At 33.5% G+C, this 20,356-nt stretch carries 20 protein-coding genes and 1 tRNA gene; 9 read left to right on the forward strand and 12 right to left on the reverse strand.

The window, feature by feature from the left end; translation table 11 throughout:
• Positions 1-11: 11 nt before the first annotated feature.
• From ASE40_RS10665 to ASE40_RS10700, 8 genes are all read left to right on the forward strand, one after another.
• Positions 12-482 carry a hypothetical protein gene (locus ASE40_RS10665; protein ID WP_057116926.1) on the forward strand — a complete coding sequence of 157 codons (471 nt, stop codon included), beginning with the start codon at positions 12-14 and terminating at the stop codon, positions 480-482.
• 153 nt (positions 483-635) lie between these two features.
• Positions 636-1,289 (forward strand): hypothetical protein, encoded by a 654-nt coding sequence (locus tag ASE40_RS10670; protein WP_057116927.1) that lies wholly within the window; start codon positions 636-638, stop codon positions 1,287-1,289.
• A 211-nt stretch (positions 1,290-1,500) separates the two neighbouring features.
• The gene (locus tag ASE40_RS10675) at positions 1,501-2,001 is read left to right on the forward strand and encodes an RNA polymerase sigma factor (protein WP_057116928.1); all 501 of its coding nucleotides are present in this window, start codon (positions 1,501-1,503) and stop codon (positions 1,999-2,001) included.
• A gap of 2 nt (positions 2,002-2,003) precedes the next feature.
• Positions 2,004-2,969 (forward strand): hypothetical protein, encoded by a 966-nt coding sequence (locus ASE40_RS10680; protein ID WP_057116929.1) that lies wholly within the window; start codon positions 2,004-2,006, stop codon positions 2,967-2,969.
• Positions 2,970-3,039: 70 nt separating this feature from the next.
• Positions 3,040-5,196, forward strand: a complete 2,157-nt coding sequence (locus tag ASE40_RS10685; protein ID WP_057116930.1) for a vWA domain-containing protein — start codon at positions 3,040-3,042, stop codon at positions 5,194-5,196.
• 54 nt (positions 5,197-5,250) lie between these two features.
• Positions 5,251-5,838: a phospholipid scramblase-related protein gene (locus tag ASE40_RS10690; protein WP_057117018.1), complete on the forward strand. Its 588-nt coding sequence runs from the start codon at positions 5,251-5,253 to the stop codon at positions 5,836-5,838.
• 114 nt (positions 5,839-5,952) lie between these two features.
• Complete coding sequence (locus ASE40_RS10695) at positions 5,953-6,669, forward strand: 3-ketoacyl-ACP reductase (protein WP_057116931.1); 717 nt, start codon at positions 5,953-5,955, stop codon at positions 6,667-6,669.
• A gap of 98 nt (positions 6,670-6,767) precedes the next feature.
• Complete coding sequence (locus ASE40_RS10700) at positions 6,768-7,277, forward strand: hypothetical protein (protein ID WP_057116932.1); 510 nt, start codon at positions 6,768-6,770, stop codon at positions 7,275-7,277.
• A 195-nt stretch (positions 7,278-7,472) separates the two neighbouring features.
• On the opposite strand, the gene mtaB is transcribed toward ASE40_RS10700, so the two are convergent.
• The gene (gene mtaB / locus ASE40_RS10705; protein ID WP_057116933.1) at positions 7,473-8,807 is read right to left on the reverse strand and encodes a tRNA (N(6)-L-threonylcarbamoyladenosine(37)-C(2))-methylthiotransferase MtaB; all 1,335 of its coding nucleotides are present in this window, start codon (positions 8,805-8,807) and stop codon (positions 7,473-7,475) included.
• 486 nt (positions 8,808-9,293) lie between these two features.
• Between mtaB and ASE40_RS10710 the strand changes: the two genes are divergently transcribed.
• Positions 9,294-9,812, forward strand: coding sequence for a hypothetical protein (locus tag ASE40_RS10710; protein WP_057117019.1), 519 nt, complete (start codon positions 9,294-9,296; stop codon positions 9,810-9,812).
• A 68-nt stretch (positions 9,813-9,880) separates the two neighbouring features.
• Here the strand turns inward: ASE40_RS10710 and ASE40_RS10715 are convergent, their stop codons facing one another.
• From ASE40_RS10715 to hisS, 11 genes are all read right to left on the reverse strand, one after another.
• Positions 9,881-10,411: a GNAT family N-acetyltransferase gene (locus ASE40_RS10715; RefSeq protein WP_057116934.1), complete on the reverse strand. Its 531-nt coding sequence runs from the start codon at positions 10,409-10,411 to the stop codon at positions 9,881-9,883.
• Positions 10,412-10,417: 6 nt separating this feature from the next.
• Positions 10,418-11,221 (reverse strand): Cof-type HAD-IIB family hydrolase, encoded by an 804-nt coding sequence (locus ASE40_RS10720; RefSeq protein ID WP_057116935.1) that lies wholly within the window; start codon positions 11,219-11,221, stop codon positions 10,418-10,420.
• Positions 11,222-11,298: 77 nt separating this feature from the next.
• Positions 11,299-11,517: a putative signal transducing protein gene (locus tag ASE40_RS10725; RefSeq protein WP_057116936.1), complete on the reverse strand. Its 219-nt coding sequence runs from the start codon at positions 11,515-11,517 to the stop codon at positions 11,299-11,301.
• Positions 11,518-11,605: 88 nt separating this feature from the next.
• Positions 11,606-12,271 carry a DEAD/DEAH box helicase gene (locus ASE40_RS10730; protein WP_057116937.1) on the reverse strand — a complete coding sequence of 222 codons (666 nt, stop codon included), beginning with the start codon at positions 12,269-12,271 and terminating at the stop codon, positions 11,606-11,608.
• Positions 12,272-12,372: 101 nt separating this feature from the next.
• The gene (locus tag ASE40_RS10735) at positions 12,373-13,536 is read right to left on the reverse strand and encodes a sigma-54-dependent transcriptional regulator (RefSeq protein WP_057116938.1); all 1,164 of its coding nucleotides are present in this window, start codon (positions 13,534-13,536) and stop codon (positions 12,373-12,375) included.
• Positions 13,537-13,648: 112 nt separating this feature from the next.
• The gene (locus tag ASE40_RS10740; protein ID WP_057116939.1) at positions 13,649-14,965 is read right to left on the reverse strand and encodes an ABC transporter permease; all 1,317 of its coding nucleotides are present in this window, start codon (positions 14,963-14,965) and stop codon (positions 13,649-13,651) included.
• A 93-nt stretch (positions 14,966-15,058) separates the two neighbouring features.
• Positions 15,059-15,976, reverse strand: coding sequence for an ABC transporter ATP-binding protein (locus ASE40_RS10745; RefSeq protein WP_057116940.1), 918 nt, complete (start codon positions 15,974-15,976; stop codon positions 15,059-15,061).
• A 158-nt stretch (positions 15,977-16,134) separates the two neighbouring features.
• Positions 16,135-17,244, reverse strand: coding sequence for a molecular chaperone DnaJ (gene dnaJ / locus ASE40_RS10750; RefSeq protein ID WP_057116941.1), 1,110 nt, complete (start codon positions 17,242-17,244; stop codon positions 16,135-16,137).
• Positions 17,245-17,322: 78 nt separating this feature from the next.
• Positions 17,323-17,901, reverse strand: coding sequence for a nucleotide exchange factor GrpE (locus ASE40_RS10755; protein WP_057116942.1), 579 nt, complete (start codon positions 17,899-17,901; stop codon positions 17,323-17,325).
• Between the two features lie 537 nt (positions 17,902-18,438).
• A tRNA-Trp gene (locus ASE40_RS10760) sits at positions 18,439-18,509 on the reverse strand.
• 309 nt (positions 18,510-18,818) lie between these two features.
• Positions 18,819-20,246 (reverse strand): histidine--tRNA ligase, encoded by a 1,428-nt coding sequence (gene hisS, locus ASE40_RS10765; RefSeq protein WP_057116943.1) that lies wholly within the window; start codon positions 20,244-20,246, stop codon positions 18,819-18,821.
• Positions 20,247-20,356: the final 110 nt, after the last annotated feature.

The following is a 20,356-nucleotide window of genomic DNA, read 5'->3' on the forward strand; positions in this document are numbered from 1 at the left end:
TAGTTACATTTATGAAAAAAATAATTCTTTCATTAGTATTAGTTTTAATTCTTGTTACCGGTACTTATTTGTTTTATGATTTTAAGACCAAGAAAGCCCAGAAAGAATATTATAAAACTCTATACATAAAGGATCTGGACCCAGAATCTTTTATTACTATTTGTAAAGACAGGTATAACAAAACTCCTATAAATAGCGTAACAATGACTGGAGAATTTCCTGAAAACTGGGTAAAACCAGATGATGTGCAATACTTAATTTCGATAATCCGTTCACAAGAAAAATGTTGTGGATATATGAATATATTCTCTTCATATCTTTCAACCGAAGATGCTGAGATTGGGGGTTTCGCAATAATATTTTTAAATTCTTATATTTCGAAAAAAAAGATAAATTTGGGTTTGAACTGTTATCCTAAAACTGACAGAGAATCAATTAAAAAAATAGAAATTTGGTATAAAAGTTCTGTACATGCAAATTAAATTCCTTGTGAATCTTTGCGGTAAAATTATTACACAGAGATTCACAAAGAATTACACAGAGAACACAAAGTATTTCGCTTAGCAGATTAAATGTAGAGACACACTGCTGTACACGCCTCTACGATAAATATTTCATGAAATCAAAACTCACGAATGAAACAACTTTACAAATTCATAATCCTAATTCTTATCAGCCTTAAAAGCTATTCTCAAACACAAGCTATAATTTATTTTAAAGATGGTGATTCTATAGAAGGTTTTGCTTCATTAAAATTCAATAAAATAAAATTTAAAGTTTCGCAGGATGACAAATCTGACAGCTGGGATGAAGAGTATGTAAAAAAAATTACTTTCCTTGATTTTGGAACCACAAGAACTTTTGAATATGTAAAGCTGAATTCTTTAGACAAACCAAAATTGGTAGAAATTATTACTAAAGGTGAAGCGACTTTATATAAAAAAGTAGGCTCAGATTTTAGTCTTACAGACATGATTTATAATCCGTACGATGATCGGCCTGATAATACCTTAAGCCCAACTTTAAAAACACAATTAGGTCCGCAAGCCCAACAACATTTATCAAATTCTAATGTAAGCCAACCTTCTACATTTTATTACATAAAAAAGCCAAAAGACAAATATCCAACTTGTTTAAACTGCGGTGTTATAAACGCGTGGAGAAAAAACACTTCCAAGTTTTTCGCTGATTGCGATTTTATTGTCAAAAAATTAAAAGGCGATAAATGGGTTTTTGAAGATATTAAAGAAATTGTAGAGTTTTATAATGATATTTGTTTGGGAGAATAAATATTTCACTCCATTAAAAATTGCGGATTTACAGGACTTTAGACGCACTGCTGTGCGTCTCTACGACAAACCTTTGTAACTTTGAATCTCTGTAACTTTGAACCTTTAAAAAAAAATTCATCATCGTCCCAACCTTTTTATCTTTTTATCGCTCTATATAAGAAAGACAACAATTGTGATAAACGAGACTCAAATAGCAAACTGTAAAAAAATGCACCGCGATGCGCAGCGTGAGGTGTACGAATACATGGCGCCCAAATTGTATCGCCTTTGCAAACGATACCTAAAAAAGGAAGAGGAAATTGAAGAAGCACTTGCCGATTCTTTCTTTACGATTTTTACCAAACTGGACCAATTAAAAGAAGCGTATGCTTTTGAAGCTTGGGCCAGAAGGATAACCGTAAACCATTGTTTGGCATCAATTCGAAAAGCAACCAATTTCAACATGTATCTCGACGATGTAAAACTAATTTCTCAACCTTCTGTTGACGAATTAAATACATTGGAAGAAGAAGATTTACTCAATTTATTAAACCATATTCCAGACGGCTGTAAAACTGTTTTTAACCTTTTTGCCATTGAAGGTTTTTCTCATAAAGAAATAGCCGAAATGCTGAAGATCTCCGAAGGCACTTCAAAATCACAATTGAACGCCGCTAAGACCAAATTGAAAGAACTGGTTAATAAACTGTATTATCAAAAAGCAAAATAGTCATGGACAATCAAGATAAATTATTCGATAAAATAAAAGAAGCTTCGCAAAATGCGGAATTCAAAGACTTTCCCGCAATGGAAAAAGTCTGGGCACGTGTTGAAGAAAAACTCGACAAAAAAGAAGATAAAAAAACAATTGCTTTATGGAAAAAAATTGCCATTGCTGCTTCTCTTCTTTTACTAATTTCTTTAGCTGTTCAATTTTTACATACAGATAAAAATGCCGTACAAGAAACTCCTAAAGTAGTTATTCAGGAAACTGAAAAAGAACAATCTCAAGAGCCTGCTTTAAATCAAAAAAGTACAGAACCTTCTTCTGATTCAGGAATTGTTTCAAAAGAAGAAGCCGATAAAATTTTAGAAAATCATACTAAAAATAAAGAAAGAGTCGCTATTGAGGAAACAATTGCACCAAATACAGAATTGCTACAAGCTACACCAGCACCAAAAGTTGCAGCAGATGCTGTTGTAGCTGCTGCGCCTGTAGTGCAAGAATCAATTGAAGAAGACGATAACATTATTTCTAAAAAAGAGTTTTCTTCAGAATCGGCTTATTTAAGGAGTCCGCAAAGAGAATCTGCGAAAGTCGCTTTTGCTGAAAAAAGTACTCCAAGAGCTAAGAAAAGTGCTCCACTTGTTATTTTTAACGGAAACGCAATGGCGCATAGCGACGAAGCTAAAAAAGATAAAATGATGCGAAATGAACTTCCGAATCTAAATCCAGAAAATGTAGATTCGCTCGTTGTTCTAGACGAGCCATTGTACATTATCGACGGCATTTATTATTCTGAAAATGATTTATTTGGCAATAATCCAACGAGTCCTTACGCGCCCTTGGACAAACAAGACATTAAAACTATAACTATTTTACAAGACCTTGAAGCCACTTCAAAATATGGTGAAAAAGGTAAAAAAGGAGTTGTCATTATTACTACAAAAACAGGAAAACCAGCTCCGAAAAAGTAATTCCAAGCTTTGTCAAAGTCTGCAGCTTTGACAAAGCTAAATCCGAACATTAATCTTAAAAATTATTATCATGAAAAGTTTAAAACTTATTTCATCAGCCATTGCTATGCTTGTATGTTTCGTAACCATGGCACAACAAAGAACAATAACTGGAATCGTTTCAGATGAAACAAAACAACCACTTCCAGGTGTTACTATTTACAATCAGACATCAAAAGCAGATGCGACAACCAATTTTGATGGGCAGTACAGTATTCAAGCCAAAACTGGCGATATGCTGGTTTTCAGCTTCATTGGATATAAAAACCAAAGTCAAAAGGTTCAGAACTCAAATATTATCAATATAAAACTTCTTCCAGACAATCAAACTCTAAGTGAAGTTGTAGTTGTGGGTTATGGTACAAGTAATGCTGAATATGAAGACCGCAGTTATGCTCGTGCCGAAAGAAGAAAAGAAAAAAGAGATAAATCGGTAGCACCGCAAGGAAAAATGGCGATGCAAGTTGCGAGTAACGCCCTTTATATGCCAAGTCCCAATGTCGTTGTACACGGTAATGCATCTGTTTCTCCAAAAAATGAACCAATGTACATAATTGACGGAGTTCCAGCAAAAGCCAACCAAATGGCAAAAATTAATCCGAATGATATTGACAATGTTTCGGTTTTAAAAGACCAAGCAGCAACTTCGATTTATGGAAGTAAAGGTTCAAATGGCGTTGTTGTAGTTTCGACTAAAAATGAACTTTATAAAAATCTTTCAGAAAAAGAATTAGACAAAAAACTAAACATAATGCCAATTCCTACTGAACCAACTCAGGAAGATTATGATTCTTTTGTTGAGAATGCTTTTGAAAGCCCTAAAACAGCACCGCTTTCTACTTTTTCTATTGATGTTGATAATGCTTCTTACACCAATATCAGACGTTTTTTAAACAATGGGCAACAAGTCCCAAAAGATGCAGTTCGTGTAGAAGAAATGGTGAACTTTTTCAAATACACTTATCCACAGCCTAAAAATGAAAATCCGTTTTCTATTAACACAGAAGTAAGCGATTCGCCTTGGAATGCAAACAATAAAATCTTGAAAATTGGTTTACAGGGAAAAAATATTCCAACAAACGATCTGCCAGCTTCAAACCTTGTTTTCTTAATTGATGTTTCGGGTTCAATGAGCGATATGAATAAACTTCCGTTATTAAAACAATCTTTAAAAATTTTAGTAAACGAATTACGTGCAAAAGATAAAGTGGCAATCGTAGTGTATGCCGGCGCTGCTGGAATGGTTCTGCCTCCAACTTCTGGCGACGAGAAAAAAACAATTATAGATGCTTTGGATAAATTGCAGTCTGGCGGAAGTACTGCCGGCGGTGCAGGAATCGAACTGGCTTATAAAACAGCTGCTGAAAATTTCATCAAAGGCGGAAACAATCGTGTAATCCTGGCAACTGACGGCGATTTTAATGTGGGAAGTTCTTCTAATTCTGATATGGAAAAACTAATTGAAGAAAAAAGAAAAACAGGCGTTTTCTTAACCTGTTTAGGTTACGGAATGGGAAATTACAAGGACAGCAAAATGGAAATCTTGGCTGACAAAGGAAACGGAAACTATGCGTACATCGATAATATTCAAGAAGCGAATCGTTTTTTAGGAAAAGAATTTAAAGGTTCGATGTTTGCTATCGCGAAAGATGTGAAAATACAGATTGAATTCAATCCGAAACAAGTGCAATCGTATCGTTTGATTGGATATGAAAACAGAAAACTTCGTGCTGAAGATTTTAAAAATGATGCAATTGATGCTGGAGAATTAGGAAGTAATCATACCGTAACGGCTTTATATGAAATTATTCCTGTTGGTGTAAAAAGCGATTACTTAAATGTACAGCCAGATGATTTAAAATACACTAAAACCGAAACAAATTCAAGCAATTACACTAATGAATTGGCAACAATAAAATTCCGTTATAAAAAACCTGACGGTGACAAAAGTATAGAAATGATTCAGATAATTGAAAACAAATCAGCTGCTATGGAAAAAGCGAGTGATGATATGAAATTTAGTACTGCAGTTGCTTGGTTCGGATTAAAATTAAGAGATTCAAAATTGATTGCCGGCAAGTCTTCTGAAGAGATTGTAAAATTAGCAAAGCAAGGAAATTCAAATGATGCCGAAGGTTACAAAGCTGAATTTATTCGTTTGGTTGAAACTTCTAAACAGTATAATTAATAAATATTGTATTACATTTGGGCTTTATTCAAAACTTTAATTTTTTATACTCGTATGAACCCAATTTTAAGCCAAAATCTATTTTTAGTAAAAGAACATGTTGGAATGTTTAAAGCCGCAAATAACTATGACATATACAATCCGGAAACGAATCAGATAATTATGAACTGCCGAGAAAACAATCTTGGTTTCTTCACAAAAGTACTTCGTTTTACAGATTACAAAAGAGCAACTCCATTTAATATTGAAATCACAACTCCTTCTGGCGAAAAACTAATCACCGTAAGAAGAGGTGTAGCGATCTTTAGATCTACTGTTGAAGTATTGGACGAAAAAGATCGTTTGATTGGAACTTTTAAACAAAAATTCTTCTCTATTGGAGGAAAGTTTGATATCCTAGACAAAAACGAAAAACCTGTTGCAACACTTCAAGGAAAATGGACAGGCTGGGATTTTAAATTCTCACATGAAAACAAACAATTGGCGCAGGTAAGTAAAAAATGGGCTGGATTAGGAAAAGAGTTTTTCACAAGCGCCGACAATTATGTACTTCAAATTGAAGACACTGTAGCAGCCGAAAGTCCGTTGAGACAATTAATTTTAGGAGCTGTAATGTGTATCGATATGGTTTTGAAAGAATAACAAAAAGTTGTTAAACTTAGATTAAGAATATATTTTAAAGCATCATTTTAGTTTGCAAAAGCTTATTTTTGTATTACTTAAAATGATGCTTTCTGCATTTCTAAAAATACAATCATGACCGACTTAAAAAATAAAAATGCACTAATTACTGGTGCTGGAAAAGGAATTGGAAAAGCTGTAGCTATTGCTTTGGCTAAAGAAGGTGTAAACCTGATTTTAGTTTCTAGAACTAAAAGCGATATTGATCAATTGGCAGAAGAAACTGCAAAACTGGGTGTAAAAACTTTGGCTTTATCTGCAGACGTTTCGGATATTAACTCTATAAATACTGCTGTTGAAAAAGCAATTGCCGAATTTAAAAGTATTGACATCTTAATCAATAGTGCTGGAATTGCTTCTTTTGGAAAATTCTTGGAATTGGAGCCACAAGCTTGGGAAAGAATTATTCAGGTGAATTTAATGGGAACGTATTATACGACACGCGCCGTTATCCCAAATATGATCGAAAGACAAACTGGAGACATTATTAATATTTCATCTACTGCAGGTTTAAACGGAAATGCTCTTACGAGTGCATACAGCGCTTCTAAATTTGCTGTTTTAGGTTTAACCGATTCTTTGATGCAGGAAATGAGAAAACACAATATTCGTGTTACGGCTTTAACGCCAAGTACTGTTGCCACTGACATGGCTAAGGATTTAAACCTGACTGACGGAAATCCAGAAAAAGTGATGCAGTCTGAAGATATGGCAGATTTAATTATTGCGCAGTTAAAATTAAACCGAAGAGTATTTATCAAAAACAGCAGCATCTGGTCTACTAATCCTTAAAAATATAAACTTCAAATTCCAAGTTTTAAATTCCAAATTCCAAGTTTGACTAAATTGGAATTTGGAATTTAAAACTTGGAATTTCAAAAACTAAAATTATGGAACAATATTTAAGACAGTTGGTCGAAATAGAATTTCAGGATAAGAAAGAAATATTCAGCGGATTTTTAATTGATTATTCTGATGAATGGATTTTACTTCGAAATAATCCTGTAGATTTTGTTTTGGACGGTTTTGTCATTTTAAGAAATAAAAACATCGAAGCGGTAAACCGAGATCATGATCTGGCGTTTACAGAGAAAGTAATTCGATTGAAAGGTTTAAAAATTAATTCTGAAGATATCATTCCGATTAAAGATTTGGCTTCAATCATGAAATTTATTTCTGAGAAATACGGCATTTTTCAAATTGCAAAAAAATCATCAAAATCTGCTTATTTAGGAAAATTAATAGAATTAAACGACGAAGAATTAACCATTAATTTTTTAGACACACGCGGCCAGTTTGGAGGAGAATTGAGTTTTAATCCAGAAAAGATTCGTGTTATTGAGTTTGATACTGATTATATTAATTCTTTGAAATTGGTGGTTGACGAGAATCAAAAATAAATATCTTCTAAAAAACAAAAACCGCATAATTTTAAAAAATTATGCGGTTTTTGTCATCCTGACGAAGGAAGGATCTCCACGAGAAACTCCACTCCTAAAATTGCCAATCTTTGTAGAGTTACTTGTGGAGATTCCTCGTTCCTCGGAATGAAAATAGTTATGTAAAAACTTTGTCAAAGTTTAAAAATCATAAAATTAAGCTTCCGCCAGTTTATTCAAAAACTCTAAACGAACACTTCCATCTTCATCAATCTTAGTTAAATTGATTTCTTGTAACGTATTTACCAATTCTGGATTCCAAGGTGTTTTTACTTTTACGTAATTTTCTGTAAATCCGTGAATGTATCCTTCTTTATTTTCGCTTTCAAAAAGAACCGTTCTGTTTGTTCCCAATTGGCTTTCGTAAAAAGCACGACGTTTTTTAACTGATAATCCACGAAGCATTTTACTGCGTTTTGCTCTTACATTTGAAGGCACAACGCCTTCCATATCAGCTGCTTCTGTATTATCTCTTTCAGAATAAGTAAATACGTGCAGATACGAAATATCTAAATCATTTAAGAAATAATAGGTTTCTAAAAAGTGCTCGTCTGTTTCTCCAGGAAAACCAACAATTACATCTACACCAATACAAGCATGAGGCATTACTTCGCGAATTTTATTCACGCGATCTGTATAAACTTCACGTAAATAACGGCGTTTCATTAATTTTAAAATATCATTACTTCCAGATTGTAACGGAATATGAAAATGCGGTACAAAAGTGCGGCTTTTAGAAACAAATTCGATGGTTTCATTTTTCAATAAATTTGGTTCGATAGACGAAATTCGTAAACGTTCAATACCTTCTACTTTATCTAAAGCCTGAACTAAATCTAGAAAAGTATGTTCGTGTTTTTTATTTCCGAACTCCCCTTTTCCGTAATCACCAATATTTACTCCAGTTAAAACAATTTCACGGATATTCTGAGCCGAAATTTCTTTGGCATTTTTTAGTACATTTTCTAAAGCATCACTTCTGGAAATTCCTCTTGCTAGCGGAATTGTACAATAAGTACATTTATAATCGCAGCCGTCCTGCACTTTTAAAAATGCTCTTGTACGGTCACCAATAGAATAACTTCCAACATAAAAATCGGCTTCGGCAATTTCGCATGAATGCACTTCGCCCATATCGTTTTTACTCAAATCATGGATATAGTCAGTGATTTTGAATTTTTCTGTTGCTCCCAAAACCAAATCAACGCCGTCTACTGCAGCCAATTCTTCTGGTTTTAATTGTGCATAACAGCCAACAGCAGCAACAAAAGCTTTATCGTTAAGCTTCATTGCTTTTTTAACAACCTGCTTAAACTGCTTATCTGCATTTTCTGTTACAGAGCAAGTATTAATTACATAAATATCTGCTATTTCTTCAAAATCGACACGGTCAAAACCTTCGTCGTTAAAGTTTCTGGCAATTGTAGAAGTTTCTGAAAAATTCAGTTTACAACCCAGCGTATAAAAGGCAACTTTCTTTCTATTTTCCATAATCTGTCTTAAATTAATGAAATCGTTGTCAAAAAATTTAAGGCTGCAAATTTACAAACAATATTCATCAAAAGAAAGGGATTAATTTACTTCGAATCAATAATTTGCATTCAATGTTAATTTAGAAACATTAAAAATATATTTTGGAGATTTATTTTTTCAGAAGATTATACCTCTTAAACTCTATTTTTTTAACAGTACAATAAGAATAAAATGACAAAATAATCGATCAAATGCAAATTTTATCGATTAAATACATTTTTTCTTGATTTAAATTCAAAATTTCTTACATTTACTTTCATTATGGCTGAGCCTCAAAATAAATCCATAATTAAGAATTTTAGAAAGCTTTAATTAATTTAATAATAATTCGGGCATAACAATTTTGAATTTTACTCGTTATGTTGTTGTTTTGTGTTACAAAATGAAATGGGAAAGCCGAAAACCAAAGAGAGTAGGCAAAATTATAATAATAAATACCACTTTATGAAAGCATTTTTACCCACAATCTGCTTGATGTTCTTAACCATTTTTAGTTCGCAAGCGCAAACTAATGTCCCAGCCGCAAATCCATTTCCTTCTATTAGTACATTAACGACTTGGGCGAGCTTCAATTCACAACAGCAATTTGATGTTGCTATTCGTGCTGTTGGGTTTAAGTTTGAAGTTAAAGAACCAGGTGAAGGATCTACAGCTTATACCTACATTCGTAAAGTAACAGTTAACGAAGTAAACTATACTGATAGAATTGTGTACAGAATTACTAATAATAATTCGGCAAGTATTATCTCATTGGTAACTGCTTCTACTGACTTAGTTAGTTTATATACACCGCAATTGGCAACTTTTAAAAATAACAACTGTAAAACAGAAATGTCTAAAGACAAAAACACAACTTGCAGCTGTTACGAAAGTGCTAATTTTGCAATCGATCTTTGTGACGAACGTGTAAAATTAACTATGGGTGACGGAAATAAATATTTTGTTTCTGTAGCTAAAAAATAATCATACACTCTGAATTGTTTCCAAATCTTTACTGACTTTTAAGTATGTAAAGATTTGGAATACATTTCTTAGTTTGAGTTTGGATTTTTGAGTTCATACCAAACTTCTATTTCTCCTTGATATTCGAAAGAATTCACAAAATGGAAACCTAGTTTTTCTAAAATCTTTCTAGAATTTTCGTTTCCAGCATCTGCATAAGCGTAAAGGGTTTCCACTTTCATTTCATTAAATGCATAATCGACAAAAGCTTTTCCTGCTTCAGATGCATATCCTTTTCCCCAATGTTTTTCGATAAAACGATAACCTAACTCGTAAAAATTTTTATGATTATTGATTTCGTCAGTAATATATTTTATTCCCGACCATCCAATAAATTCATTGGTTTCTTTTAGAACTACAGCCCAGCGCCCTGTTCCAAAATCTTTGTATTGTTTTTGAACGAATTTGATATAATCAATACTTTCTTCAATATGTTTTACGGGATTATTTCCTAAAAACAAATGGACATTGGGATTCGAATCCAATTCGAACATTCCTTCTGCATCAGAAAGTGCTAATTCTCTTAAAATCAAACGTTCGGTTTCAATTGAATTCTTCATCTTTATTTAGTTTAAAATATAACGTGTTATTACTTCTGCAACACCATCATTATTATTAGATGCTACAATTATATCTGCTTTATCACGCAATTCGGGCGTTACATTATCTACCCAGACTCCAAGGCCAGCATATTCAATCATTGTTAAGTCATTTCCAGCGTTTCCAACTGCGATAATTTCACTTTGAAGAATTCCTAACTTATCTGTCAAAAGTTTCAAACTGGCCGCTTTATCAATCCCTTGCTGCGCTGCTTCTAAGAAAAATGGTTTCGACATAGAAACACTCAAATGCGGCATTGCTTCAATTAAATCTTTTTCAACCGTTTTCAAATAAGCCGGATCTTCTAATAAAATACATTTTACAGCAGGTCTGTCAACATATTCCTTAAAACTGGTCACTTTACGATGCACCATTCCAGTAATTTCTTTTTCGACTTCTATGTATGGCGAATCTGTTTCGCTTATAATTTCATTGTCCAAATAAGTGATAATATGCGTCTTCATTTTAACACTATAATCGTATAAATCATGAATCTGCTCTACAGTCAGCTTTTGTTCAAAAAAAACTAAATCGTCTTTTGCCCTGCTGATAATAGCACCATTAAATGAAATAATATAAGAATTGTAAATGTCTAATTGTAATTCTTTTGCATAAGCCGTCATTGCAGATGTAGGTCTTCCCGAAGCCAAGACTACGTAAACACCTTTGGCTTGTGCCTCTAATATTACTTTTTTATTTAAATCTGAAATTTTATGATCATCTGTCAACAAGGTATCATCCATGTCGAGCACTAGCATTTTGTATTGCATATTTTTTAGTTTTCAGTCGCAGTTTTCAGTCGCAGTCTCAGTAACAACTGAAAACTGAGACTGAAAATTGAAAACTTTTAAAGACTCATTCTAAATTCTTCAATAACCGGATTTGCTTTTGCAAAATCGGTTTCTTGAATGAAAACCTCAACAGCCAAATCTGTTCCGCCAAAACCCCCTAAACGAGCCGATTGAATATTATCTTTTTTTACGGTTTCTACTCCCGCTGTTTCTAATCTTTCCTGCAAAGCAATTGCTAACACTTCACTACCCGAAAACACCTTCATTAATCCCATGATATTCTATATTTATTCTAATATTATTTTTTTAAAATTAAAAATCCCGATTTTCAGAACACTTCGACTGAAAACCGGGACTGATTACTTATTCCTCCTCTTGAATATCGTCTTCTTCTTCGTCAAGTTCTTCCTCTCCTTCTTCATCCATATCAAATAAAAAAGGTTCAACTAACATTTTGTCAGCCAAAATTTCGATACGCTCTGTCAGGGTTTCAGCAAAAATCAAACGCTGCGTTTTTGCAATACTGCCAGAAATACGCATAATCTTTGTTTCGTGTCTCAACCTTAAAATAGGATCTGCATCATCAAGAATCAGCATTTTTAAACGGTTAACATTATAACCTGCTGTACTAAACATATCGTTTAATTTTGTTGGTGTTCCAATTAAGACATCGATTCCGGTTGAAATGTAATTTTTATCGTAATCCATGTCGCCTTTTTCATTTACGCCATACACCTCAAGATTGGTGTATTTTCCATATTTTTCAAAAAGCGCCACCATTTCCAATACCTTCGCTTTGTCTTCAACAATAATCAAAGCACGAGGCGATTCTTCATTTTTTCCTGCTAACTGCTGAATGACATTTAAAACAATTGTAGTTGTTTTTCCACTTCCTTCTGGAGAAATAATTACGCAATCGGCACCACTTTTTATGGTCGAAAATGTTTCCAGCTGCAATGCATTTGCTTCTGTCAAACCATTTTCAATTAATCCGTCCTGTAATTTTTCGTTTATTTTTTTTAGTTTCATTTTTTTATGCTTTAAGCTTTAAGCATTAGGCCATAAGCTAAAATATTATACTTTTTTTTAAAGCCTAAAGCTTAAAGCTTAAAGCCTATTGCGACAAGCATCTATTTGCTTGCAAACAATTTTACATCGGTTTCAGAGATTTCGTTTCCTCCTAAAATAATCAATCTTTCGACTACATTTCGAAGTTCACGAATATTTCCTGTCCAATCGTATTCCTGCAATAATTTTATGGCTTGCGCCGAAAATACTTTCACTGCATTTCCCTGCTCTGATGCAATTTTTTCTGCAAAATGTTTTATCAAAGCCGGAATATCGTCACGTCTTTCATTTAACGGCGGTACTTTAATCAAAATTACGGCTAAACGATGGTATAAATCTTCACGGAAACGGCCTTCGGCAATTTCTGTTTTTAAATCTTTATTTGTTGCAGCAACTACACGAACATCAACTTTGATATCTTTATCAGCACCAACTCTGGTAATCATACTTTCCTGAAGGGCGCGTAAAACTTTGGCTTGTGCCGAAAGACTCATATCACCAATTTCATCGAGGAAAATCGTCCCTTTGTCAGCGGCTTCAAATTTCCCTGCGCGGTCTTTCACTGCCGATGTAAAAGCGCCTTTTACGTGTCCGAACAATTCACTTTCAATCAATTCACTCGGAATTGCTGCACAGTTAACTTCAATTAAAGGAAAATTAGCGCGTTCGCTTTTTTCATGTAGCTGATGTGCTACTAATTCTTTTCCAGTTCCGTTTGGCCCCGTAATTAAAACTCTGGCTTCGGTTTGAGCTACTTTATCAATCATCACTTTAATATGATTAATTGACTCGCTCTCGCCTATCATTTCGTAATTCTTGCTGACTTTTTTCTTTAGAATTTTATTCTCAACAACTAATTGTTTTTTGTCTAAAGCATTACGAACGGTATTTAATAAACGATTCAAATCTGGCGGTTTTGAAATGTAATCAAAAGCTCCTAAGCGCATGGTATGAATTGCTGTTTCCATATCGCCATGACCCGAAATCATGACCATCGGAATTTCTGGTTTTATCTTTTTTACTTCTTCTAAAACCTCAACACCGTCCATTTTTGGCATTTTGATATCACACAAAACCAAATCGTAATCGTTGTTTTTTATTTTTTCAAGCCCTGCAACGCCATCTTCAGCTTCTTCAACTTGGTATGAATCATTTTCTTCTGATAAAATTTTTACCAAAACTCTTCTGATCGCTGCTTCGTCTTCTATAATTAGTATTTTACTCATTTTTTTTTTAAGGTTCTGAGGTTCTAAGTCACTAAGGTTCTGAGGTTTTTCTAAAAGACACTAAAAAAATCTTAGCACCTCAGCACCTTAGAACCTTAGTAACTCCAAAAAATTAATATTTAAGCCACTTATACAATTCTTTCCAAGTTGGTTTTTTGCCGTACATTAAAATACCTACTCGGTAAATTTTTGCAGCGAACCAAACAACAAGGAAAAATGTAGCAAACAATAATGATACCGAAATTGCGATTTGCCACCACGGCACACCAAACGGAATGCGCATGAGCATTACAATTGGCGACGTTAATGGAATCATCGAAAAAATTACAGCAACCGTTCCGTGAGGATCATTAACAACTGTAAAAAATCCGATGTATACGCTTAAAATAAGCGGCATTATAATAGGCAGAAGAAATTGCTGCGAATCTGTTTGATTGTCTACTGCGGCTCCGATTGCAGCATAAAATGAACTGTACAGAAAATAACCTCCTATAAAATAAACCACAAAACCGATTATGATACTTGCAATTGGCAGGTTCCACAATTCAGCAATATACATTTGTGCAGATCCTGAAAGTTCGTGCTGTGCCGACTGCATTAATTCTGGCGAAATTCTGGCTGTTGGTCCAACGTTGACACCAAAAAATGCGGAAGCTGCAAACATTAATCCCAAACCAATAATTGCCCAGATCATAAATTGTAAAATCCCTGCAAGCGATGTTCCTATAATTTTACCAATCATTAACTGAAATGGTTTAACCGACGAAATAATGATTTCTATAATTCGGTTTGTTTTTTCCTCTATTACACTTCGCATTACCATGTTTCCATAGATGATAATAAACATCATAATCAAATAACCGAACGCACCGCCAATTCCGATTTTGATTTCATTTAAGCCTTTTAAACTTTCTTCACCAGAAGCTTTTATCAAATGAATATTAACTTTTGACTGTGCTTTTTGAATAGCTAGAGTGTCTAGATTGGCTTTCTCGAGATTTAGTTTTGTAATTTTTGTTCCGATGACATCCTGTGTGCTTTCTACAAAAGAAATACTCGGACTATTATTCGAAATAAATTCAATTTTACTTTCTAAATCTTTTGTGTCATTTGTTTTTGGAATGACAATTAGACCACTGAAATTTTCTTTTGTAATACTGTCTTTTAAAGCCTTTACATCAATTGCAGATAAATCGAGATATTTGAACTCTGCTCCATTTTTATTTTCTTTTAAGAAATCGGAAGCAAAAAGTCCAGTTTCGTCATGAATTGCAATACGCTTTGTCTCAGCTTTCATCGAACTCAAATAGCCAATAAAAACTGCTATCGCCACAAATAAAAGCGGACTCAAAAAAGTCATGACAACAAAAGATTTATTGCGGACTTTGGCAATAAATTCTCTTTTTATAATCAACGAGATAATGCTCATAAATATTTTTAATTTTTAAAACTTCAAATCCCAAATTCCAAGCTTTTACAATTGGAATTTAGAATTTCTATTTTGGAATTTTTAAATTTTATTTTATGTTACTGTTTGAATAAAAATATCGTTTACACTTGGAATTTTTTCAACGAAATGTGTCACTTGTCCACGTTGTGTCAAAATATTCAATAATTCGTTTGGAGTTGCATTTCCTATTTGGATATTTAATTTTAAATCATCATTTAAGGATTTGAAATTTGCCGGTGCAACAGTAAATTTTTGTGTAATGTCATACATCAAACCTTCGACGTTATCAGTTAAAATTCCAACTTCAAAACTATTGGTTTTAAACTGACGTTTTACATCGCTTACTTTGCCTTCTATTAATTTATTCGATTTATGGATTAAAGCAATATGATCACAAAGTTCTTCAACACTTTCCATTCTGTGTGTAGAAAAAATAATTGTTGAGCCCTGCTCTTTTAATGCCAAAATTTCATCTTTTATAACATTGGCATTTACAGGATCAAAACCTGAAAAAGGTTCGTCGAAAATCAGCAGTTTTGGTTTATGTAAAACGCAGACTACAAACTGAATTTTCTGCGCCATTCCTTTAGAAAGTTCTTGAATTTTTTTGTTCCACCAGCCTTGAATTCCTAAACGATCAAACCAATATTCTAACTGCAGTTTTGCCTCAGCTTTAGAAAGCCCTTTCATTTGTGCCAAATACAAACATTGTTCTCCTACTTTCATAGAAGTATATAAACCTCTTTCCTCAGGAAGGTAACCAATTGTCTGCACGTGTTTTGGCTGTAATTTTTCTCCATCCAAAATTACTTCGCCGCTGTCGGGCATTGTAATTTGATTGATGATTCTGATAAGGGAAGTTTTTCCAGCTCCATTGGGACCTAATAGTCCATATATACTGCCTTTCGGCACATTTAATGAAACTTCGTTAAGCGCTACATAATCGCCATATTGTTTTACGACTTTATGTACTTCAAGTAAGTTACTCATGCTGTTTTTTAGATTTTCTGCGTCACTTTACCAATTGTGGCTCTGCGACTGTAAAAGTAAATAATTCGAAGCGAACTTGTATTATAATACGCAAAAAACCCATTCTAATTTGCACTAGAATGGGTTTTTGATAGTATTACATTTTAGAAAAGTTTAGATTATGAAAACATATCTTTTACTTTCTCAAAAAATGATTTCTCTGATTTCTCTGGACTTGGAACGAAATGATCATCGTTTAAAGCATTTTCAAAGAATTGTTTTTGTTCTTTATTTAAAGTTTTAGGAGTCCAAACATTTACGTGAACTAATAAATCTCCGCTTCCGTAACCGTTTAGACTTGGAATCCCTTTTCCTTTTAATCGTAAGATTTTTCCAGATTGAATTCCTTCTTCCAGTTTAATACGAACTTTTCCGTTGATTGCCTCAATATCTTTTGAAGCTCCCAAAACAGCTTCTGGGAAACTGATATATAAATCGTAGTGAACATTTTCACCTTCACGTTTTAGGAATTCGTGCTCAATTTCTTCAATCGCAACAATCAAATCACCTGGAATACTATTTCCTGGAGCATCGTTACCTTTGTTAGAAACTTTTAACTGCATTCCGTCAACAACTCCCGCAGGAATTTTGATTGATACTGTTTCGTCTTCCTGAACCATTCCTTGAGCATCTGCCTCAGAAGGTCTTTTATCTAAAATTTGACCAGAACCACCACAAGTAGGACAAGTTGACGCAGATTGCATTCTTCCTAAAATGGTATTAGTTACACGCATTACCTGACCTTGACCATTACAAGTCGTACAAGTTTTATACGTTACACCTTTTGCCTGAACTTTACGTTTTACTTTTACTTTTTTCTCTACTCCATTAGCAATTTCTTCTAAAGTTAATTTCACTTTAATTCGAAGATTGCTTCCTTTTGCACGGCGAGGACCACCGCCTCCGCCTCCGAAACCGCCAAATCCACCTCCAAAAATATCACCAAACTGGCTGAAGATGTCATCCATATTCATACCGCCATGACCACCGCCAAATCCGCCAGAACCATCAAATGCTTGATGTCCGTATTGATCGTATTTTGCTTTTTTCTGCGGATCACTTAAAACTTCATAAGCTTCTGCCGCTAATTTGAAGTTTTCTTCTGCCTCTTTGTCGCCTGGATTTTTATCAGGGTGATATTTCAGCGCACTTTTTCTATATGCTTTTTTTATTTCAGCAGCGTCAGCATTTTTTGAAATGCCTAGTATTTCGTAAAAATCTTTTTTCATAATAAAGGTTAAATTCCAAAACCTAAAATTCCAAATTCCAATCTTAAAACTGACTTTTGAAACTTTTGTTTGCTTTTTTTAGTTTCCGATTACTACTTTAGGAAAACGAATAATTTTGTCTCCTAATTTGTATCCTTTTTCAATAACGTCAACAATTTTCCCTTTTAATTTATCAGACGGAGCTGGAATTTGGGTAATTGCTTCAGCAAAATCAGCATCAAAAGCATCACCTGCTTTTACATCCACTTGTTCTAAACCTTTAGTTACCAAAGTACTTTTTAGTTTTTCGTGAATCAATTCAACACCTTTAGTTAAATTCTCATCTTCAGATTTGTTGATCTCTACCATTGCTCTGTCAAAATCATCTAAAACTGGAAGCATTGCTAACAAAACTTCTTGATTTGCAGTTTTAAACAAATCAATACGCTCTTTTGAAGTTCTTTTTTTGTAATTTTCAAATTCGGCAAATAATCTCAAAAACTTATCTTTTTCTTTAGCCAAGTCTTGAGCTAATTGCTCCTCAACACTTAATTCTTCAACAATTAACTGTTCTCCGTTGGCATTGTTCTCTAACGTTACGTCGTCTAATTCCTGATCGAATTCTGTATTTTCCGTAGTCATATTACTTTTATTTTTAAAAATATTTTTAAACTTCATTTTATTTTCTTTCTGTTGGATTGCAAAAGTACTGCCAAATCTTCTAAAATGTCAAATTGTCACTTTATTAATTATGAGTCTTTTAAAAAATGAAACGTAGCAAATAAAATTTAGTATAATTTTAAGACTATTACGTTATAGTTTATTTTATCTTTGAAGCATTAAAACTAAATCATTACCTATCAAAATTGAATTTAAGGGTTGGCCTCGGCCTCAAAATAATTATTAATTCAAATTTACCTTATATTAAAAAAAGCTTCGCCTTAAGAGACGAAGCTTTTTTTTGCTTTTTTTACTATTCTTTTTTTCCACAGAGAACACAAAGGTTTTCACAGAGTTTACAGAGATTTAAGTTGTGTTTACACAATCTAAACACGCAAAGCTTTGCGAACTCTGTGATTTTAGAAACTATACTTAAATAAGTCTTTGTGTTCTCTGTGGTTAAAAAAAAAATCGCAAGCTTTAATTTAGCTTTGCGATTTATGTATGTGTGTTTAAAATCTCTACAACAAAAAATCTGCGTAAAAAAATTTATTGCACGGGCGGAGGGATTCGAACCCCCATCAACGGTTTTGGAGACCGCTATTCTACCCTTGAACTACGCCCGTAACTTAAGGTCGGCAAATTAAAAGCTTTTTTTCTTTACTAGCAAGCATTTCACTCACATTACAAAAGATTTCAGCGCATAAAATGCTAATAATTTACTAACCAAATCATATTCAAAGGTTTGCAAATTCCTCCTTTTTTGTCAAAACAAAACTATGTGAAATAACCGCAAAGTTCGCTAAGTTTTTTTTTGAGTGTGGTTTATAAAAAAACAAAAAGTTCGCAAAGCGTTGTATTGATTTGGCTTTGCGAACTTTGTGTTTTTTATACAGAAATTAAAATAAATCTTAGCGTACTTTGCGGTTAAACTCTTATGCCAACAAAGCATTTTTCAAACCTTCGAAATCAACTGTAATCTGTTCTCCTGACACTAAATTTTTAAGTGCATAAGAATTCGAGGCAATTTCTTGATCTCCTGCAATTACTGCAAACGGAATCAGACGTTTATCTGCATATTGAAACTGTTTCCCCACTTTTACATTATCTGGGTACAATTCTACTTTTATATTTTCTTGTCTCAATTTTTGAATTGCTTTTGAAGCATACAAAGCTTCTTTATCTCCATAATTGATAAAAATAGCTTTTGAAGTCGCTGCAACAGTTTCTGGAAACAATTGCAATTCTTCTAATACTAAATAGATTCGATCCAAACCAAAAGAAATTCCGACACCACTCATATTTTTCAAACCAAAAATACCAGTCAAATCGTCGTATCTTCCACCGCCTCCGATAGATCCCATCGAAACGGTTTTTGGAGCCGCAACTTCAAAAATAGCTCCAGTGTAATAATTTAAACCACGTGCCAAAGTCACATCTAAATCTAAAGTTGCTGTTGCCAATCCTAAAACGGCAACGTTGTCACAAATAAATTTCAATTCTTCAACACCTTTCATTCCTTCTTCCGAAGAAGCCAATAATTCTGAAAGCTGCTCAATTTTATCTGCAAATGTTCCGCTAAAGCTAAAAAGCGGCTGTACTTTAACCAACGCTTCTGCAGCAATTCCTTTTTCGATCATTTCCTTTTTTACGCCGTCTTCTCCAATTTTGTCTAGTTTATCTAAAGCAACCGTAAAATCGATCAATTTATCTGAAGCGCCAATAACCTCAGCAATTCCAGATAATATTTTTCTGTTATTAATTTTAATTGTAACGCCTTCTAATCCTAATGAAGTAAAAACGGTATCATACAACTGAACTAATTCTACTTCCTGCCAAAGTGATTTTGAACCAACAACATCGGCATCACATTGATAAAATTCTCTGTAACGTCCTCTTTGTGGTCTGTCTGCTCTCCAAACGGGCTGAATCTGATATCTTTTAAAAGGAAATTCAATTTCGTTTTGGTGCTGTACAACGTATCTTGCAAACGGGACTGTCAAATCGTAACGTAATGCTTTTTCTGAAATTCTTCCAGTAAATTTATTCAATTCGATTCTCTGACTTAAATCTATTGTTTCGGCAGAATTTGACTGAAGTGCTTCGATAGATTCTGGCAATTCAATTTTATTTTTATTGAAGAAAAAATTTCCTGAATTCAATATTTTAAAAATCAAACGATCTCCTTCTTCCCCATATTTCCCCATCAAAGTATCTGAATTTTCAAACGAAGGAGTTTCTATTGGCTGAAAACCAAATTTCTCAAAATTAGTTTTGATTGTCTGAATAATATATTGACGTTTTGACACCTCTGCAGGCGAAAAATCTCTTGTCCCTTGTGGAATACTTGGTTTTGAAGCCATCTTTTTTATATTAGATTGTTGATTTTAGATTTCAGATTCCTTGAATCCTTACTTCTAAATTCTTTAACATTATTTTCTTTTAATTTTAATCGCCTGCAAATATCTTACTT

Origin of the sequence: Flavobacterium sp. Root935, assembly GCF_001429295.1 — a bacterium.
Taxonomy (GTDB): Bacteria; Bacteroidota; Bacteroidia; order Flavobacteriales; family Flavobacteriaceae; genus Flavobacterium.